The sequence below is a fragment of the Leeuwenhoekiella sp. LLG6367-2.1 genome (genome assembly GCF_045055775.1).
Taxonomy (GTDB): domain Bacteria; phylum Bacteroidota; class Bacteroidia; order Flavobacteriales; family Flavobacteriaceae; genus Leeuwenhoekiella; species Leeuwenhoekiella aequorea.
Map to the genome: position 1 here is coordinate 2498807 of NZ_CP159331.1, position 17754 is coordinate 2516560.

A 17754-nucleotide genomic window follows, 5' to 3' on the forward strand; every position below is an offset into this window, starting at 1 on the left:
AGCGATTAAACCGCTATTATTTTTATACGTTGTTGGGCGAAGTTATTCTCCTTTTGATATAAATTTTATTGCTTCTTGAATATTTCTATCTAGAAGTAAATTTTCAAAATTGTCTTGTTTTGAAACTTTGACATCTGGAATGATTTGCTCATAAAAATTCCCATTTCTATCGCAATCATACCCCACGGTTAAAGCCATATATGCCCCAAATGGTAAATTAGCAAGCGTATTCGTTGTTGTTTTACCATTCGTTTTTTCTCCTATGAAATTCACATTTTTTCTTCCTTTAAAAGCTAATGCCGTTACTTCACCTGAACTACCTGTAGCTAAATTGGTTATGATTGCAACCTTAGCTTCATCAAGCAACATTCCTTTTGGCTTTATGTAAGAGCTTTTCTTAGAATTATTTATATATTTTCCTTTTGATAATTTTACGTTCGTAACTTTCTTTTTATTAATATCAAGTACACCCCAAACATCATTATCACCTAGAAAATCATATAATGCTAAAAGCATAGGTGTAATATTCCCACCCGTATTAAATCGTAAATCTATAATCCAACCTTTTATATTTTTTGAACTCTTGATATTATAAATTTCATCATACATCGGTTGTGATAGTTTATGAATGTTTTTCGAGCTAACATCCTCAAACATTATTCCTGGCATCAGAATATATCCATATTCATTATCTAATACTTTGACTTCAAAATTTGGTTTAGTCGAGTATTTTTTTACCCATTGTTCACTAAAATCTTTTTGAGTTGGTGTTTTAAAATTACCAGAATATGTGTTTTGATTGTAATAAACTTTACAATGGTCTGCATTTAGAAGATTAAATAAAGTTGTGACTTCCTCTAATGAACTATTGAAATCTATATATTCTTTTAAATTTTTCCGAACTTTTGGTTCTATTTCTTTCCAATTTACATTGTCTTTATATAAATATTCGTTTTCCATAATAGAAAACAGCTCATCATAAAAGACTTTGGTGCTATCTTGAGAAGTATTTAATTTTTGTGCGTTACAATTTAATGCACAGATTAAAATGAATATAAATCCTAAATATTTTTTCATAAATTTCAATATAATTAGGTCAGCAGAAATTTTGTGAATAATTGCGCCCAACGGTCTCGTATAACCGTCAGTTACGGGTTTATATGCGTTAATTTTCGGTTTAGAACTGGCGTTAGCAATTACGAGTGGATTTGGACGTAGTCGAATCCGCCGTAATTGCGGTTATACATTGTTGTAGTGCGTTTTTTCATTTTTCAGATAACAGTTTTACAATATTCTGGCGATATTCCTCATCTTTTTCATTCAATTCGACAGTTCCGTTTTTTAAGTCAGGATTTATATAGAATTCAGCGTATAGATTTTGCTCATTGTTGTCGTCAAAAAACAGCTTAAATTTATATCGACCATTTTCTAAAGTTGCGTTGTCTCGGTTTAAAGGAAATATTGTGAAAGTCAGTTTTTCAGTCGAGAATTTTGTTTGTTTAGGTTGTCCGTAAAGTTTAGAAATTACACCTATTAGCTTATCGCTTTCAGTTCCGATTGATTGTATTTCAATTCCTTTTTCTACAAATCTTGTATTGTCAAGCTCATTATTCACGATTCCGGCTGGAATTCCGTCCGCAATATTGATTTTTAGTCCAACAATCTGATTTTCATATTTTGCTTTACAGGTCAAACTCCAAAATCCATTGTCTATTTTTTCCTTTTTAGTGATTGTGAAAATTAAATCTTGCCAACCTTCTTCAGCGTCTTGATTTGAAGTCAGTTCAATTAGATTTTTGTTTTGACTAAATCCGAAAACGCTACTTAAAATTCCCATTATTAATATCAGTTTCTTGATTTTCATTAGGTTGCTCTCAAATGCACTACAACGTTTTAGGCTATGTGCCTTAGCGTGGTTTTGTAACTAAGATAGCAAAAAGAAACTGACGGGAGCAAGTCCGTAGGATTTTCTAAAAGTGCAGGGAAGAAGCTATGGTTTATAGCCATTGTTCTACGCAGTTTCTTATTGCGTTATTAATTCTGGATCTTCTATTTCAATTCCTGTGTAGATATGATAATCGCTGTCAGGCATTATATTTTTCATTGTTTTGCAGTAATCAATCAGAAATTTTGCATTATCTCCCAATCCATCAGTCATAAAGTTTAACCTCTTTTTTTTATAGGTAATCTGTAATCTACCATATTTTAGGCTGTCTAGATTCAGTCTATTTTTATTCCTTTTTAAGAACTCATTAAATTTCCAAGTGGTGTCATTTACAGAAATAAAAACGGGTTTAATTTTCTTAAACTTAGCACCAACTACCATTGACTCGGCAAATTCCGGTTGTACCTTCAGTGAGTCCTTTTCTCGCGTGATTGTTAGTTTTTCTACACCTTGGAACAAACATTGACTTAAGCCAACCCAAATTTTTATTGTATCCAATTCAGTTATTTTATTGGTCAATTCTGTATAATCGTTTTGTATTGAAAAGTTCGATTTAGCCAATTGTGGTTTCTCTTCTGTTCTACACGAAACAAAAAGCATAAGCAGAATTAATATTTTTAGTGAGTTTGTCAAATTGCGTAGAACGCCAAAGCTATGAGTAGTGCGTTTGGGATATCCGACGGATTTCCGGATACGCACCGAGCTAAAGCTTTTGGTTTTGATTTGTTTCTTTTTTGTCCAAAGCTAAATCCAACAGATTTAGCGACCTTATAAATATAGCCAAACCATTTTATAAAACCCCAAGCCACGCATTACTTATAGGTATTGTTAGCGGCATTAAGCAGCGCATGCCAAACCCTTTGGACAAGCCAAACGAACAATTCCCATAGTTTTGCCGCTTTTTCCATCCACCGACAAACTTTGGCAGACATAAATATAGGTTAGAATGCTTATTGAACTTAAACAAATAATGACGAACCAAAAGTCCGTCTGCATAACGATTGCGCAGAGATTGCGTGCTGGCGGCAAAAGGAAAAATCCCGAAAGCTGCTCTTTTTTTGACCCAAACCAAACGATTTAGATATGCTTAAAATACAAAACCGTAGATTTTTTGCTTTTCTGATAAACGTCACAACTTGCGAATTGAGAAGAAAATATAGGGTAAAAAGCAAAAAAGAGGATGGGTTGAAGTTGCTCTAATTTTTTAAGAGCTTATTGCCGTTAACGCCAAAGCTATGAGTAGTGCGTTTGGGATATCCGACGGATTTGTGGATACGCACCGAGCTAAAGCTTTTGGTTTTGATTTGTTTCTTTTTTTGTCCAAAGCTAAATCCAACAGATTTAGCGACCTTATAAATATAGCCAAACCATTTTATAAAACCCCAAGCCACGCATTACTTATAGGTATTGTTAGCGGCATTAAGCAGCGCATGCCAAACCCTGTGGACAAGCCAAACGGACAATTCCCTTAGTTTTGCCGATTTTTCAATCCACCGACAAACTTTGGCAGACATAAATATAGGTTAGAATGCTTATTGAACTTAAACAAATAATGACGAACCAAAAGTCCGTCTGCATAACGATTGCGCAGAGATTGCGTGCTGGCGGCAAAAGGAAAAACCCCAAAAGCTGCTCTTTTTTTGAGCCCAAACCAAACGATTTAGATATGCTTAAAATACAAAAACCGTAGATTTTTTGCTTTTCTGATAAACGTCACTACTTGCGAATTGAGAAGAAAATATAGGGTAAAAAGCAAAAAAGGAGTTGGGTTGAAGTTGCTCTAATTTTTTAAGAGCTTATTGCCGTTAACGTTGTTGTATATGGTTTGTTGCGTGTTTTAAGTATCTAATTTAGCAAATACAAACCAAATAGAAAATCCGCGAGGATTTTCGTAAGTAGGCGAGACCTAGCAATAAATTATATACGGTTGTAGCACGCTTTTATTTATTTCATTTTCCAGTTTAATTAAAAATTACTTTTCCAATAACTAAAATTATTACTACAATTAGTATTATTCCAGCAACTATAATTTGAAATCTCATAGAGTTTGATATCGTATCCCAAAAAGAGTTTTTTTTCATTTCAATATTTTATTCCGATTAATATCATTTTCAGTTCCAAATTTTCCGTCAGAGCCAGCAGATGTAATTAAAAATCCGTTTGCATTATCTATAATCGTAAATTTATATTCTCGATTCCAAGCGTCTTTTTTCCAATCTTGTCTTAAAGGAGTATTTCCGATTTATTCATTCAGGTTCCATTGGGTATTGTCCGAGATTTTCATTCCAATTTTCATTCTGTCATTCATTTCAGATATTTCCTTTTTTGTTTTTTCAGGAAAAACTGACGTTCTTTGATAAGTAAGAAATAGAATAGCACTTAAACTTCCAACGCCCAAAAAAGCAATTACCATTAGTGCACTCGGTTGCATAAAATATTTTTGAATCGGTCTTTTAATTCCGTCTTTTTTTTCTTTTTTAGTTATTCGTTTTTGATGTTTATAATCTTAACGATTGAGTCCAAATTCAGCTAAAGTCGAAAGTATTAATTCTATCATTTGTTCGTTTCTCAAATGTCCTATAACGCCAAAGCTATGAGTAGTGCGTTTGGGAAATCCGACGGATTTGTGGATACGTACCGAGCTAAAGCTTTTGGTTTTGATTTGTTTCTTTTTTTGTCCAAAGCTAAATTCAACAGATTTAGCGACCTTATAAATATAGCCAAACCATTTTATAAAACCCCAAGCCACGCATTACTTATAGGTATTGTTATCGGCATTAAGTAGCGCATTCCTAACCCTGTGGACAAGCCAAACGGACAATTCCCTTAGTTTTGCCGCTTTTTCCATCCACCGACAAACTTTGGCAGACATAAATATAGGTTAGAAGGCTTATTGAACTTAAACAAATAATGACGAACCAAAAGTCCGTCTGCATAACGATTGCGCAGAGATTGCGTGCTGGCGGCAAAAGGAAAAACCCCGAAAGCTGCTCTTTTTTTGAGCCCAAACCAAACGATTTAGATATGCTTAAAATACAAAAACCGTAGATTTTTTGCTTTTCTGATAAACGTCACTACTTGCGAATTGAGAAGAAAATATAGGGTAAAAAGCAAAAAAGGAGTTGGGTTGAAGTTGCTCTAATTTTTTAAGAGCTTATTGCCGTTAACGCTAAAGCTATGAGTAGTGTGTTTGGGATATCCGACGGATTTGTGGATACGCACCGAGCTAAAGCTTTTGGTTTTGATTTGTTTCTTTTTTTGTCCAAAGCTAAATTCAACAGATTTAGCGACCTTATAAATATAGCCAAACCATTTTATAAAACCCCAAGCCACGCATTACTTATAGGTATTGTTAGCGGCATTAAGTAGCGCATTCCTAACCCTGTGGACAAGCCAAACGGACAATTCCCTTAGTTTTGCCGCTTTTTCCATCCACCGACAAACTTTGGCAGACATAAATATAGGTTAGAAGGCTTATTGAACTTAAACAAATAATGACGAACCAAAAGTCCGTCTGCATAACGATTGCGCAGAGATTGCGTGCTGGTGGCAAAAGGAAAAATCCCGAAAGCTGCTCTTTTTTTGACCCAAACCAAACGATTTAGATATGCTTAAAATACAAAACCGTAGATTTTTTGCTTTTCTGATAAACGTCACTACTTGCGAATTGAGAAGAAAATATAGGGTAAAAAGCAAAAAAGGAGTTGGGTTGAAGCTGCTCTAATTTTTTAAGAGCTTATTGCCGTTAACGGTCTCGGCTATGAGTAGTTGCGTGGTTTAGCACTTAACTTTGCAAGTACACACCAAACTGAAAATCCGCGAGGATTTTCAGAAGTAGGCGAGAACAAGCAATTACTTATAGCCATTGTTGTGCGTTCGGTTTTTTATTTCAGGTTATTGTCCGATTTAGTTTTTTCAATGTGATGATAAACCTTATCAAATGTTTGGTCAATTTTTGTCAGTTTCTCAGAGCTTATATTAGTCAGTTTTGTATTCATTTTATAAAGGTTGATTATATGGCTCATTAAAAGATTATACACTAAAGAAATGCAAATTATTATGAATAGAGAAATATTTTTAAAAGTCGGTTCAGTGTTTTTATCAATGATTAAAAACACAATAGTTCCTAATGGTAAAATATATGACAGGATAAACCACAAAACTTTGATAGCTTTAATTTTTTTCAGCTTCTTTATTGGACGAGTTTCTTCATATTTTCTTTTGATAAAATTCCAGAGTTCCGCAACGACAACTCCAACTATCGCAGAAATCATTATTTCGGAAGGATTGATGTCCATTACGTTTATAATTTTTTTAGACCTGTTGGTTAAGATTTATGTTGATGTTTTTATCAAAAATGTTTTTAGGAAAGTTGATTAATCAATTTCAACACTTATTGGTCCGCCGTGTGATACATAGCCTCCACCAATTTCATCAATATTTACATCTAATTCATCGCTTGTGGACACTCCAGTTATATTAACATCCATTTCAGAAGATGATTTGATATTTACATCAATTGTACCGTCAGCGTTCACGGGAATTAAACCATAATTTTTGTTTGGAAGTAAATTTGGTTCATTTTTTAGAGATTCTTTTGCGTATGTTTTTGGAATAATATCAAAATCTTTTAAAACATTAATTGTTAAGCAAATTGCAATAACGGTAAGGATACTTTTAGTGTACAAATCTAATTTCATAATTTTAAGTTTTAGGTTATTTTAATTGTATTTTTTTACTTAGGAATTTTTCTCTAAACTGACGCACAACTGTTTGTGTATGGTTAGTTGCGTGTTTCAGCAACTAATTTAGTAAACAAAAACGAACGCGAGAAAATTCCGAAGGAATTTTCCAAATAGACAACGACCAAAGCAATTAATTATACACGTTGTTGTATGCTGGCCTTTTAATGTTTCGCTGTTTCAATTTTAGGGTAACATTTGAATGTTTTAATATGTTCGGTTAATATTTTCTTGTCTTCAAAATGAATATTTGGGAATTCAATTTCAAACTCTCCTATTTTCAAAGTTTCATAATCTACTCCCCAATTTGAGTTATCAATTAATTCCTTTTGTTTTTCTAATATCTGGTCGTCAAAATTTGAAAATTTTCTATCATCAGATTCCAGTTTGCTGCAAAGTATTCTAGCTAACATAGAATAATTTAAAATCCGATACGTATTATTAATTTCCCAACCTTTGTCTGACCCAGCTGAGGAACGAACTAGTATTAAACTAATTATTTTTATTTCGTCAAGTTCACTTTGAAAAGCGTTATTAATTAACTTTAACTGTTCTTTAGAAGTTAGCTTTTCAAATTTTTCTATTTGCTTAAAAGCTTCATTTGTTCTGCCTTCAACTCTAGCAACGGTTCTAGAACTATCTGGGGCGATTGTCGTTTTTACTTGTATGGAAAGACAGACTTTTTCTTCCTTACTTAAAACTAACAAATCAATTTCACTTCCTGGATAGTTAATGTTTTCTTTCAATTCTAATTTGTCAAATCGAGAAAAAAGATATTTAAGTTGTTTAATTAGAACAGGTTCAAGTTTGTCAGAGATTTCATTATTGAAGAGTTTTTTGTCATTTTTATTTATAGAGTATAAAACATTATTAAAACTTAATAAATACCTTAAAGCGTGAGGACTAAACAAAATTGATTCATCAATTATAGTAATTGGCGGCTGATACCCTTCGCCCGTGAAAGAGTTAGATTTAAAATTAACGCCAGTATTATTAGAATATATATCTATGAAATATGATAATATTAAGTCAAACTTGTTTTGCTCTATTCCAGAAATTGCGATAAACCATCCCAACGTTTTATAATTCAGACAACAAACAGACCATTCCATATATTCAGACATTAGTTTGTCATTTTCTTCAGCTGAATTTTTGTCGTTTATCTGTTCTTTATAACTTCTAGAAAGGAAAATAAAATATTCTGAAAATGATTTTAAAGCTGCAACGAAATTTCTAAACTCAACATTTGAAAATCCTATTTTTGATTCAATCAATTCATCAGGCAGGACTTCTATATTAATTGAGAATTTTATGTGATAATTATAAATTTCTTTGATTAAATGGAAGTCTTTATCGCAAATAGTATAATCTCTGTTTTTTGCTTTCAGGTCGGTATGAGTCCTTATTTTGTCATTCTCTTTATATGAAAATGTGATTGGTAAGGATATGGTACTATATAGTTTATCTATAAGTTCAGATTCTTTTACAGATTCATTCGGAAAATCAATTTTTATCTTATTTTCTTTTATCGATTTAACTTCAAGAGTTCCTCTGTGAATTTGAGGCATAAGCATAGAGAAATGTGCATAGGCAACAAGAAAATTTATATCTTCTAAATATTCAATACTTCCTGTTTTTAAAATGGACTGTGTTGTAGTTTCTGTACAACAATTTTGAGCATACTTTTTGATTATTGGATAAATAAGTGATGTTCGACCTAAATAATCCATTGCGGTGTCAACATCTCCCTTAAAATCAATGCTTTCTGCCGTGAATAATAAAACTGAGTAAATTGACTGAAATGATTCTTTATAGATAGATAATTCCACAACTTTTTTATCTAGATTTTTTTCAATTTCAATTATTCTATCTTTCATCTAGAAGTTTTTTCGGCTTGCATACAACGTGTTTGTACAAGGTTAGTTGCGTGGTTTAGCCATAAAGTTAGTAAATAATTACTGACAAAGAAAATCCGCGAGGATTTTCGTAAGTAAGAAAAAAGCAAGCAATTAATTTTGTACGGTGTTGGCTACAGTTTTTTTCCTATTTTAAACTTGATTTCTCTATTATTCTTTTCGAGATTGTAAATTCGTCATCAAAAGTGTAAACAGATTCTTGGATTTTTTCACCTTGAAATATTACTTGAATTTCTCCAATATGGTCTTTGCTAATTGAGTTGTAATCTAAAGATTCTATACTTTCAAACATTTTTAAATTTGCTAAATCAATTATTAATTTTGATATTCCTTTCATTTTATTTAATTTATATTCCAATTATATTTTTCCAAATTCCTTTCATTATCCTTTTTGGAAAAGAAACTGGTTTTTCCTCATTTGGGTCTTCTAACCAAAATTCACAAACGTCACAAACAACTTCATTTTTATAGGTTGCTTCTCCACCAATTCCATCTGCAATTGCAATTTCATCTTCAAGTCCAATTCCACCATCTGTGTTTGTCCATTCCACTTTATTTTTCCGAATTTTGTCAGAGTAACAGCGTGGACATCTTTTCAGTTTATCTTCAAGTTTTGATTTAGGATTTTCAGCAATTAATCTTTCAATTTTAGATTCATTCAGATTTCTTTCAACCAAATATTCTTTTATTTTTGATTGAGTTACTTTCATATATGTTGACAATTTGAATTTTGCAAAAAAGGCTAATTCATAGTCATCTAATTCATTCAGAAATTCATTTATTTTGCTCATTTCCTGTTAATTGTAGCCAACGGTTTAGCTATGAACAGTACGGGGGCAAACTAGCGTTTGCTTTCCGCTACGCAGATAGCGAAATCTTATTGTTTTGATTTATTTTTTCTTGTCCAGAGCAAAATCCATAAGATTTTGCGGACATCATAAAAATACACAAACCCTACGATTAAGCCTGAAGCCCGTATTGTTTATAGGTTTTGTTAGCATTAGGCTTTTTTAGTTCCACTTTTTTTGGAGTCTCAAAGAATGATATAATATTCTTTCCGAAAAACTCTCTTCATTAAAATTTTCCTGAATTTCAAGTTTTCCAATCAGTTTAGCACATTGAGTCCAAATTTTTATTAATTCTGAAATTCTGGGCTTCAAAACCTTTGCATTGTCGGGTGTGTAATGAACTGTCTTATTCCTCAACCTAAAAAGATTCTGCACTTCATTTAGGTGAATAGTATTGTTCTTTAAATCTTCTTTGAAAATATAAATTATACGTTCCATAACTTTTGCTACTGAGAATCTTGAGTAACTAAAGTCATCAATTTTACCTGATTGATTAAGGAATAAAAGATGCCTATTAATTATTGTTTCTATGAAAAAGCCAAAATTATTTAAATGGCCTAATATTTCAATGGAATCAATTTTATGGTCCAATCCAAACTTGTGATTTTCTGTTTTAGAACGGAGTTGAGCATTTTTCCAAGCATCGGACATCATTTTAGTTGTCGGTTCAGACAATATATCTGGAATTTCAGATTGTAGAAGTCCAATTGCGTCATTTGGCAAAGATGTTTTTGCAAATATTTTTCTATCCTCAACTGAGGGTTCTATATTCTCCAAAAGCTGAGAAAAAAGAATCGCGGCAAATTCGTATTCAAGAGATTCATATATACATCTGAATGATTCTTCCAAGTAAAATGAAGCACCTAAGGCGAGTTTAGAATAAGTATCAATGTCGTGCTTATTGTTCATTTTTCAGCTTAATGCTAACGCTAAAGCTATGAGTAGTGCGTTTGGGATATCCGACGGATTTGTGGATACGCACCGAGTTAAAGCTTTTGGTTTTGATTTGTTTCTTTTTTTGTCCAAAGCTAAATCCAACAGATTTAGCGACCTTATAAATATAGCCAAACCATTTTATAAAACCCCAAGCCACGCATTACTTATAGGTATTGTTAGCGGCATTAAGCAGCGTATGCCAAACCCTGTGGACAAGCCAAACGGATAATCCCCTTAGTTTTGCCGCTTTTTCAATCCACCGACAAACTTTGGCAGACATAAATATAGGTTAGAAGGGTTATTGAACTTAAACAAATAATGACGAACCAAAAGTCCGTCTGCATAGCTATTGCGCTGAGATTGCGTGCTGGCGGCAAAAGGAAAACCCCGAAAGCTGCTCTTTTTTTGAGCCCAAACCAAACGATTTAGATATGCTTAAAATACAAAAACCGTAGATTTTTTGCTTTTCTGATAAACGTCACTACTTGCGAATTGAGAAGAAAATATAGGGTAAAAAGCAAAAAAGGAGTTGGGTTGAAGTTGCTCTAATTTTTTAAGAGCTTATTGCCGTTAACGTCTCGTATAAAAACAGTGCGACGATTGCCCGCGTTGATTTTCCGCAGGAAAATCAGACGTAGCAAGTACACACAGACTTTCGATTTGACACTAAGATAGCATTGTTTTTATACATTGTTGTCAATCCGTAACGACACAGCCGAGTGAGAACTAAAGATTTGCCGCTGCGTTTTCGTATCCCAAATTCTTTTCGAGTAACTATTTATCTTTTATAGTTCCAACTTTTAATCCGCAAGAGTGATAAAATTCTCTTTGCGGCTGAGTGAAATCCGTAACGTTAATAATCTCGCTTCCTCAATTTAATCTTTAAAGTTCTTTTTTCTCTTTTAAAATTTTTGTCCGGAAGTGTGATAAATTAAAATCCGCGGCTGAGTGAGAAATCAGTTTCTTTTAAGTTTAAGCGGCTGAGTAAAAATCCCATTTTAAGCGGAATCTACTGTTTCTCTTTTTTACTTTTATATTGCAAAGAAGCGGATATTATAAAAGCTGGAGTTATAAAAACTCCTACCAAGGTTTGAATATCTATTATTTCGTAAAACCCAAGAATTATCGATATAAATAAGATGGCGTTTAAAATATAGTAACCTACTTTGTTGATCTTCATTTTTTTCATTTTAATTTTGGTCAGGAGCTATGGTTGACAACGTTTATGTATATGGAAAGTTGCGTGTTTGTGTGCGAGGATTTTCCGAAGGAAAATCAGAAGCTAGCAAACAAAGCAACTAACATTGATTAAGCACAAAACAGCAATTTTTTATATACTGTGTTGTGTGTAGTTTTTTCTTTTATTCAGATTTTGATATTATTTCACAATTTTCAATCAATAAATCAGTCACTTTTTTATTCAGTCCTCTTATTCCTTCTACCGTGAAATCACGTTTATATTTTTTGTCAACGTCTTCTTCGTGGACTTTGTTTTTTGCTTTAATGATACATTTTATTACTGCCTGTTGAGGGTCAGAAATAGAGTCCAGTTCAGAAAGATATATGCAGGCTTTTTCTGCTATTTTGTCTTCATAACTTAAGTCTTTCAATCCGTTTTTATCGTCTTCGTTTTGTCCAAATGCTTGAAATGTCAAAAAAGTCAGAAGACATAATATGATGTTTTTCGTAATCGATTGTTAAATTAAACACAACGGTTTTGTATATGATACGTTGCGTGTATAAGCAACTAATTTAGCAAATAAAAACCGAATAGAAAATCCGCGAGGATTTTCGTAAGTAGGCTAGAACCAGCAATAAATTATATACGGTGTTGCCCACAGTTATTATTCCACTATTTCCCATAAATTATATGAAGTCCATCGAGTTTCTCCTTTTTTCATAATCTCAATTTTATCCTCCTCAATCTTTTTATATTCTCCATCTACTTTGTCCCAAACATCATATTCAAGAATAATAATTCCTTTTCTGTCGCAACTCTTTATTAGTTTGATTTTTAGTTCAAATTTTTCTTTATTTAGGTCAATTATTTTTCCTGTAGCGAAACACTTATCGTCCATATATTTTCTTTCCTGACGTTTTAATACGAAATCATAGTCATATAGAAATTCAACAATGTCTCCAATTTTAAATTCATTAAACTCTTCTTTTTTTCGTACGTTTTCTTTCCGTTCAGATTCTGCCCAATAATCTTTGTAATATTTAATTTGCTTTTCTAATTCGATAGGCTTTTCGTTCAGTTTTCGGTGTAACGAAGTCAAAATTATACTTGACATATCGTCTGGATGATGAATTCCTAAATCTCTGAAAAATTTTGAAATTTCAGATGTTCCAGCCCAAAGTTTCCAATTATTCCTTAACGACATTCCTGTTCCAAAATGTAATTCTGAAGTCGCACTTTGTTCTTCTTTGTTTTTAAATCCAATAAGGTCATCTTCTGACCACTTACATTCAAAAAAGGAAATTGCGTCATTCAAATCAGTTGGAATATATTTCTCAACGTATTTTTCGCAATTATTTTGACTTAATAATAAAGTCGGAAAAAGAAGTATTACAATAATTATTCTATTCATAGTTTGGTAGTTTATTCAAAACTACATTCCTTTTTTAATAGTAAAAATCTATAATGAGCGAACTGTTCATTTCAATTAGGGAACTGTTTTTTCTAATTGTGGGCAACGGCTACGGCTATGAGTAGTTGCGTGGGTTAGCACTAAACTTTGCAAGTACACACCAACTTGGAAATTCCGCAGGATTTTCAGAAGTAGGCGAGAACAAGCAATTACTTATAGCCATTGTTGGCGGTTCGTTGTTGTTTTGCCTAGCTCTTTTTTTTCCTAATTGCAAAGTCGAATATTGCTCCAAGTGCAACACCAATCGCAAGTCCTAATGCAATACTTTGTGAAACACTTCCAGCTTGATAACCGTAAGCCGCTCCAAATGCTACTCCAAGTGCAGCACCGATTCCAATTCCGTTTCCGACATTTCGTTTTTTATTATTATTCATAATATTTATTTTTTTGTATTTCTTCTTTGTCTTGCTTGCAATGACCGCCAACGGTTTCGTATAAGATTAGTTGCGTGGTTTAGTTACTAATTTAGCAAATAAAAACTGAATAGAAAATCCTAGAGGATTTTCGTAAGTAGGCTATTACCAAGCAATTAATTTTATACATTGTTAGCTACAGTACTTATTCCGTTCCAAATTCATTCCAGAATAAGATTGTTGACTTTATTTCTTCATCATATTGCTCAAACACTTTTGACGCAAAATCAAATTTATTTTTCAGTCCAACAATTGCAATACAATTTATCATTTTAACAACTCTTAATGAATTTAAAATTGATAAATCGTTTTCTTCTGAACCTTTGTTTAGAGTTTTCGCTCCGTTCATTTGGATTAGAGAAATGAATTTAGAATGAGCATAATTTGAATATAATTTATATGACAATTCAAACATTGATGTCTTTAAAATACTTTGCTCAATTAACTTACTCCAACTTACTAATCTTGGCAGTCCGAAAGTGTCTAATTTCCACAAATTCTGTTTATTCAAATTTTTGTAATAAGGTGACTTTTCTATAATTGTTTTTAATCTTTTAATCTCAGCTAATTCCGTTTGAAGTTTCTCGTTAACGTTTTCCTTTAATTGACCTCTTTCATTAAAAAATCCTTGTCTTGCTTTATAACCAGAAATCTGCCAAATATAGAATCTGAAATTTCGTTCCTCAATACTTAAGTTATTGAAAAATAAGTATTCTAAGGTTAAAAACGCTTCAATTATTGAGCGTGTTAATATGTTGATTGAAGAAAAATCTAATAATTTCACGTTACTGTCTTTAGTCAAAGCAGAAACTTTTGTTCCTTTTCCTAGTTCAATAATGCTTTTAGTAGTCAGTAAAATCTTTATTGACAATGTTTCAATAAACACTTCGCCTTCTCCGAGTTCAGGTTTTGAATCGTATATCGATTGGATTAATTCAGTACTTGCTTTCGCAAGTAATTCCAAACTTTCAAAAGTCGCAGGGACAGAATTGAGTAGATGCAATTCTTTTAACGCAGTAAAGGTTTTTAAATCAATTTCCAATTTTTAATCGTGAGTTTTTTTCGTATTGTGGCTAACAATTGGATATGTGTACATGTACACATATATTTATTTTAGTTTCAGTAGCTAATCTAAGGGATTTTTGATCTTTAAAAAAGTATTTGTTGCTACATGAGTATATATTTCAGTAGTTTTTGTACTCTGGTGACCTAGTAAAACTTGTATTTGTCGTAAGTCTATTCCGGCTTCCAATAGATGCGTAGCAAAATTATGACGTAAAGTGTGTGCGCTTATTTTTTGAGAAATCCCTGCTTTGCTTGCAGAGCGGTTTATAATTTTCACAATACTTGTACTGCTGTATTGGTTTCCATTTTGTCCTTCAAAAAGAAATTTTTGTGGTTTATGACATTTATAATAAATGCGTAAATTTTTTAATACAGTATGTGATAATAATGTATAACGATCTTTTTTACACTTAGCTTGAATCACGCGTATAAGCATTCGCTTACTATCTATATCTGCAATTTTCAAGTTAAGAAGCTCGCTACGCCTCAACCCAGAACTATACAGAAGTTGTATAACACATTTGTGCTTCACGTTAGTGGTAGCGTCAATAAGACTTAGTATTTCTTCTTTAGAGATAACAGTAGGTAATTTCTTTTCTTTTCTAGGTCTTTCTAGTTCATAGAAACGATTAGGCATTCCTAATACACTTTCATAATAAAATTTTATAGCATTTATAGCTTGGTTTATGTATGAATTAGATTTATCACTACGTATTAATGCTTGAAGGTATCTGCGTACGTGCATTTCATTAAGAGTTGATATTTCTTTATCGAAGTAGTAATTAATATAATGTTCAAAAAATTGAATATAGGTACGCACAGTATTAAGTGCATAGCGCTTAAGCTCAAGTTTTAGGAGATACTCTTCGGGGCATCGCTTGTAATCTTTTGGAAGGTTTCTATTGCGATAATAATCTACGTAAATTATAACATTTTTCTTATTTACAGGTTTATTCGCTAGAAATCTGTTGTAATTAATCCAGGCTATACCATTAAATGTTTTATAGATTTGAGCAAGATTAGTTTTAGAATTAATTATGTATACTAAGTTATAGGTAGTGCTCCATTTTGGCGAATCAAGATTTTTTACCAATGCCTGAATTTTTTTATCAGGCGCAAATTTTATCCCTATCATTTTCTGATTGTTGATCATGATATTGTATAACGTAATATTTTTTAGAGCACTCACGGTTTCAATACTACAATAGAATCAAATTTTAAGAGGTATATTAGTCGTATAATATACTTTTTTAAAAGGATTGCCTATGAGAACTTGTCCGGTTTGTGATTCAGTTATAGCTGGTAGAATTGATAAAATATTTTGCTCTGTAAAATGCAAATCAATTTGTCAATACGAAAGAAGACAATCCAAAGAAGTGTTCTATTTAGAAGTAGATCGCCAACTTAAAACAAATAGAAAGTTATTAAAGACATACAGCTATAAAGGCTATACTACAGTTCAGAAGGCTGAACTTATAAACGATGGCTTTAACCCTAATTTCTTCACGCATTATTGGAAAAACAAGAGGGGAGATGTTTACTTATTCGTTTATGATTACGGATTCCTCGATCTGGAAAAATCTGGTAAATCAAATATCTAATTGTAATGTGGCAAAAGTATATGGAAAAGAAAGCTAAATTTTAAACATCAATTTTAGACGGGAAATTTCGTCAGTAATTTGAAAGTATAAAAAGAAAAACCCCTGTAAACATTGTGTTTACAGGGGTTTTTTGTACCCGGAATGGGACTTGAACCCACACGTACGTAGTACACACGGCCCTCAACCGTGCCTGTCTACCAATTCCAGCATCCGGGTATAATTCTAAAGTAATAAAAAAAACCAGATCCTAAGATCTGGTTTCCATTAGTGACTTGGCTGGGGCTCGAACCCAGGACCCTCTCCTTAAAAGGGAGATGCTCTGCCAACTGAGCTACCAAGTCTTTTACAACTCAGATTTTAATCAAAATCAACATTTTTAAAAAATAAAACCAGATGTTGAGATCTGGTTTTATGTTAGTGACTTGGCTGGGGCTCGAACCCAGGACCCTCTCCTTAAAAGGGAGATGCTCTGCCAACTGAGCTACCAAGTCTTTCCTTAAATGCGGCTGCAAATATACACCCATTTTTTTAATCTTTGCAAGTCTTTTTGTGATAAATTTGAATAAAAAATACAGATAGCTGTTAGGCTTCTGAAAATCAGTAATTTTAAAGATGAAAATATATTTAATAGGCTATATGGGATCGGGAAAATCAACTTTAGGGAGGATTTTAGCCCAAGAGCAAAAAATGAATTTTATCGATTTTGACGACTACCTGGAGCAAAAGGAAGGAAAAAAAATTAAAGATATATTTGAAGAGAAAGGAGAGATCTATTTTAGAAAACGCGAATCGGCTTATCTTGATTTACTTCTTAAAGGTTATCCTAATACAATTATAAGTCTGGGCGGTGGCACTCCCTGTTATGGTGATGCAATGGAGAGGATAAAAAAAGCAGATGGGACTTCTGTTTATATAAACGTAGGTGTTAATGAGCTTACCCAGCGTTTATGGACAGAGCGAGAGCAGCGTCCTGTTTTAAAACATCAAGAAACTAAAGAGAAATTAGAAGAGTTTGTGCGCAAGCATCTTTTTGAACGTAGCTACTACTACAATCAGGCAGAAGTGAAGATTTTAGTAAATTCAAAAACAGTGCCTGAGCTAATTAAAGAATTAAATAATACGCTATTCTAGAATAGCAGAATCTTTTCCGGGTTTAAAGCGCACCTTAACGCGCTCTTGCAATGAGGTGCTTAAAGAAATACCTTTATAATCTGCTTTTACCGGATATTTTTTATGATTACGATTTACGAGTACAGCCGTTTTAAATTGCTTAAGCGGTACCTCTAGAAAATGTTTTACTCCATAAATTAACGTGGTTCCAGAATTTAAAACATCATCAATAAGTATTAGTGATTTATCTTGATAATCTTTAGCATCAAGAGAGGTTTCTACCGTACCCAAGGGAGCAGTTTTATTCATTGTCACCTTGCATAAAGTACATTTTATATCAGAGACCTCTTCTAATATTACTTTTAAACGTTCTGCAATTACATACCCATTAAGCGCAACACCGGCCAGAATAATTTCATTTTCAGAAACATTACTCTCATAAATTTGATAAGCAATACGTCGTATTTTATTCTGAATATCTTCGTGATTGAGAATGGTCTGTACAGTAGTTTTCATAAGCGTTTATA

Annotated in this window: 19 protein-coding genes and 3 tRNA genes; 3 read left to right on the top strand and 19 right to left on the bottom strand. The window is 32.6% G+C overall.

The window, feature by feature from the left end; all coding sequences use genetic code 11:
* Window positions 1-42 precede the first annotated feature (42 nt).
* From ABVM53_RS11290 to ABVM53_RS11335, 10 genes are all read right to left on the bottom strand, one after another.
* Window positions 43-1077, bottom strand: a complete 1035-nt coding sequence (locus ABVM53_RS11290; protein ID WP_405326104.1) for a S41 family peptidase — start codon at window positions 1075-1077, stop codon at window positions 43-45.
* Between the two features lie 187 nt (window positions 1078-1264).
* The gene (locus ABVM53_RS11295) at window positions 1265-1864 is read right to left on the bottom strand and encodes a hypothetical protein (protein ID WP_405326106.1); all 600 of its coding nucleotides are present in this window, start codon (window positions 1862-1864) and stop codon (window positions 1265-1267) included.
* 159 nt (window positions 1865-2023) lie between these two features.
* Window positions 2024-2443 carry a hypothetical protein gene (locus tag ABVM53_RS11300; RefSeq protein WP_405326108.1) on the bottom strand — a complete coding sequence of 140 codons (420 nt, stop codon included), beginning with the start codon at window positions 2441-2443 and terminating at the stop codon, window positions 2024-2026.
* A 1579-nt stretch (window positions 2444-4022) separates the two neighbouring features.
* The gene (locus ABVM53_RS11305; protein ID WP_405330865.1) at window positions 4023-4187 is read right to left on the bottom strand and encodes a type II secretion system protein GspG; all 165 of its coding nucleotides are present in this window, start codon (window positions 4185-4187) and stop codon (window positions 4023-4025) included.
* A 1642-nt stretch (window positions 4188-5829) separates the two neighbouring features.
* Window positions 5830-6243, bottom strand: coding sequence for a hypothetical protein (locus ABVM53_RS11310; RefSeq protein ID WP_013185844.1), 414 nt, complete (start codon window positions 6241-6243; stop codon window positions 5830-5832).
* Between the two features lie 78 nt (window positions 6244-6321).
* A complete protein-coding gene (locus ABVM53_RS11315; protein ID WP_013185843.1) occupies window positions 6322-6645 on the bottom strand; it encodes a hypothetical protein in 324 nt (107 codons plus the stop codon).
* A 206-nt stretch (window positions 6646-6851) separates the two neighbouring features.
* Window positions 6852-8564, bottom strand: coding sequence for a hypothetical protein (locus tag ABVM53_RS11320; protein ID WP_405326111.1), 1713 nt, complete (start codon window positions 8562-8564; stop codon window positions 6852-6854).
* Window positions 8565-8730: 166 nt separating this feature from the next.
* A complete protein-coding gene (locus ABVM53_RS11325; protein WP_405326113.1) occupies window positions 8731-8940 on the bottom strand; it encodes a hypothetical protein in 210 nt (69 codons plus the stop codon).
* 10 nt (window positions 8941-8950) lie between these two features.
* Window positions 8951-9394 (bottom strand): hypothetical protein, encoded by a 444-nt coding sequence (locus tag ABVM53_RS11330; RefSeq protein ID WP_405326115.1) that lies wholly within the window; start codon window positions 9392-9394, stop codon window positions 8951-8953.
* A gap of 219 nt (window positions 9395-9613) precedes the next feature.
* Window positions 9614-10360: a hypothetical protein gene (locus ABVM53_RS11335; RefSeq protein WP_405326117.1), complete on the bottom strand. Its 747-nt coding sequence runs from the start codon at window positions 10358-10360 to the stop codon at window positions 9614-9616.
* 28 nt (window positions 10361-10388) lie between these two features.
* On the opposite strand from ABVM53_RS11335, the gene ABVM53_RS11340 reads away from it, so the two are divergent.
* Window positions 10389-10616, top strand: a complete 228-nt coding sequence (locus tag ABVM53_RS11340) for a hypothetical protein (protein WP_405326119.1) — start codon at window positions 10389-10391, stop codon at window positions 10614-10616.
* Window positions 10617-11748: 1132 nt separating this feature from the next.
* Here ABVM53_RS11340 and ABVM53_RS11345 read toward each other — a convergent pair.
* The 5 genes from ABVM53_RS11345 to ABVM53_RS11365 all read right to left on the bottom strand — a co-directional run bounded on the left by ABVM53_RS11345 (window position 11749) and on the right by ABVM53_RS11365 (window position 15651).
* Window positions 11749-12042 carry a hypothetical protein gene (locus ABVM53_RS11345; RefSeq protein ID WP_405326121.1) on the bottom strand — a complete coding sequence of 98 codons (294 nt, stop codon included), beginning with the start codon at window positions 12040-12042 and terminating at the stop codon, window positions 11749-11751.
* Between the two features lie 189 nt (window positions 12043-12231).
* A complete protein-coding gene (locus ABVM53_RS11350) occupies window positions 12232-12978 on the bottom strand; it encodes a DUF6794 domain-containing protein (RefSeq protein ID WP_405326123.1) in 747 nt (248 codons plus the stop codon).
* Between the two features lie 248 nt (window positions 12979-13226).
* Window positions 13227-13412 carry a hypothetical protein gene (locus tag ABVM53_RS11355; RefSeq protein ID WP_405326125.1) on the bottom strand — a complete coding sequence of 62 codons (186 nt, stop codon included), beginning with the start codon at window positions 13410-13412 and terminating at the stop codon, window positions 13227-13229.
* A 184-nt stretch (window positions 13413-13596) separates the two neighbouring features.
* A complete protein-coding gene (locus ABVM53_RS11360; RefSeq protein WP_405326127.1) occupies window positions 13597-14493 on the bottom strand; it encodes a DUF5677 domain-containing protein in 897 nt (298 codons plus the stop codon).
* An 84-nt stretch (window positions 14494-14577) separates the two neighbouring features.
* On the bottom strand, window positions 14578-15651 hold the full coding sequence (locus ABVM53_RS11365) for a tyrosine-type recombinase/integrase (protein ID WP_405326128.1): 1074 nt from the start codon (window positions 15649-15651) through the stop codon (window positions 14578-14580).
* Window positions 15652-15892: 241 nt separating this feature from the next.
* On the opposite strand from ABVM53_RS11365, the gene ABVM53_RS11370 reads away from it, so the two are divergent.
* Window positions 15893-16117 carry a hypothetical protein gene (locus ABVM53_RS11370; protein ID WP_405326130.1) on the top strand — a complete coding sequence of 75 codons (225 nt, stop codon included), beginning with the start codon at window positions 15893-15895 and terminating at the stop codon, window positions 16115-16117.
* A gap of 133 nt (window positions 16118-16250) precedes the next feature.
* Here the strand turns inward: ABVM53_RS11370 and ABVM53_RS11375 are convergent.
* The 3 genes from ABVM53_RS11375 to ABVM53_RS11385 all read right to left on the bottom strand — a co-directional run bounded on the left by ABVM53_RS11375 (window position 16251) and on the right by ABVM53_RS11385 (window position 16608).
* Window positions 16251-16333 (bottom strand) — tRNA-Leu (locus ABVM53_RS11375).
* 52 nt (window positions 16334-16385) lie between these two features.
* Window positions 16386-16458: transfer RNA gene (locus ABVM53_RS11380), tRNA-Lys, on the bottom strand.
* Between the two features lie 77 nt (window positions 16459-16535).
* A tRNA-Lys gene (locus ABVM53_RS11385) sits at window positions 16536-16608 on the bottom strand.
* 121 nt (window positions 16609-16729) lie between these two features.
* Between ABVM53_RS11385 and ABVM53_RS11390 the strand changes: the two genes are divergently transcribed.
* A complete protein-coding gene (locus ABVM53_RS11390; RefSeq protein ID WP_405326132.1) occupies window positions 16730-17248 on the top strand; it encodes a shikimate kinase in 519 nt (172 codons plus the stop codon).
* Here ABVM53_RS11390 and ABVM53_RS11395 read toward each other — a convergent pair.
* Window positions 17240-17743 (bottom strand): phosphoribosyltransferase family protein, encoded by a 504-nt coding sequence (locus ABVM53_RS11395; protein ID WP_371456000.1) that lies wholly within the window; start codon window positions 17741-17743, stop codon window positions 17240-17242. The two genes, ABVM53_RS11390 and ABVM53_RS11395, sit on opposite strands and share 9 nt — an antisense overlap.
* Window positions 17744-17754: the final 11 nt, after the last annotated feature.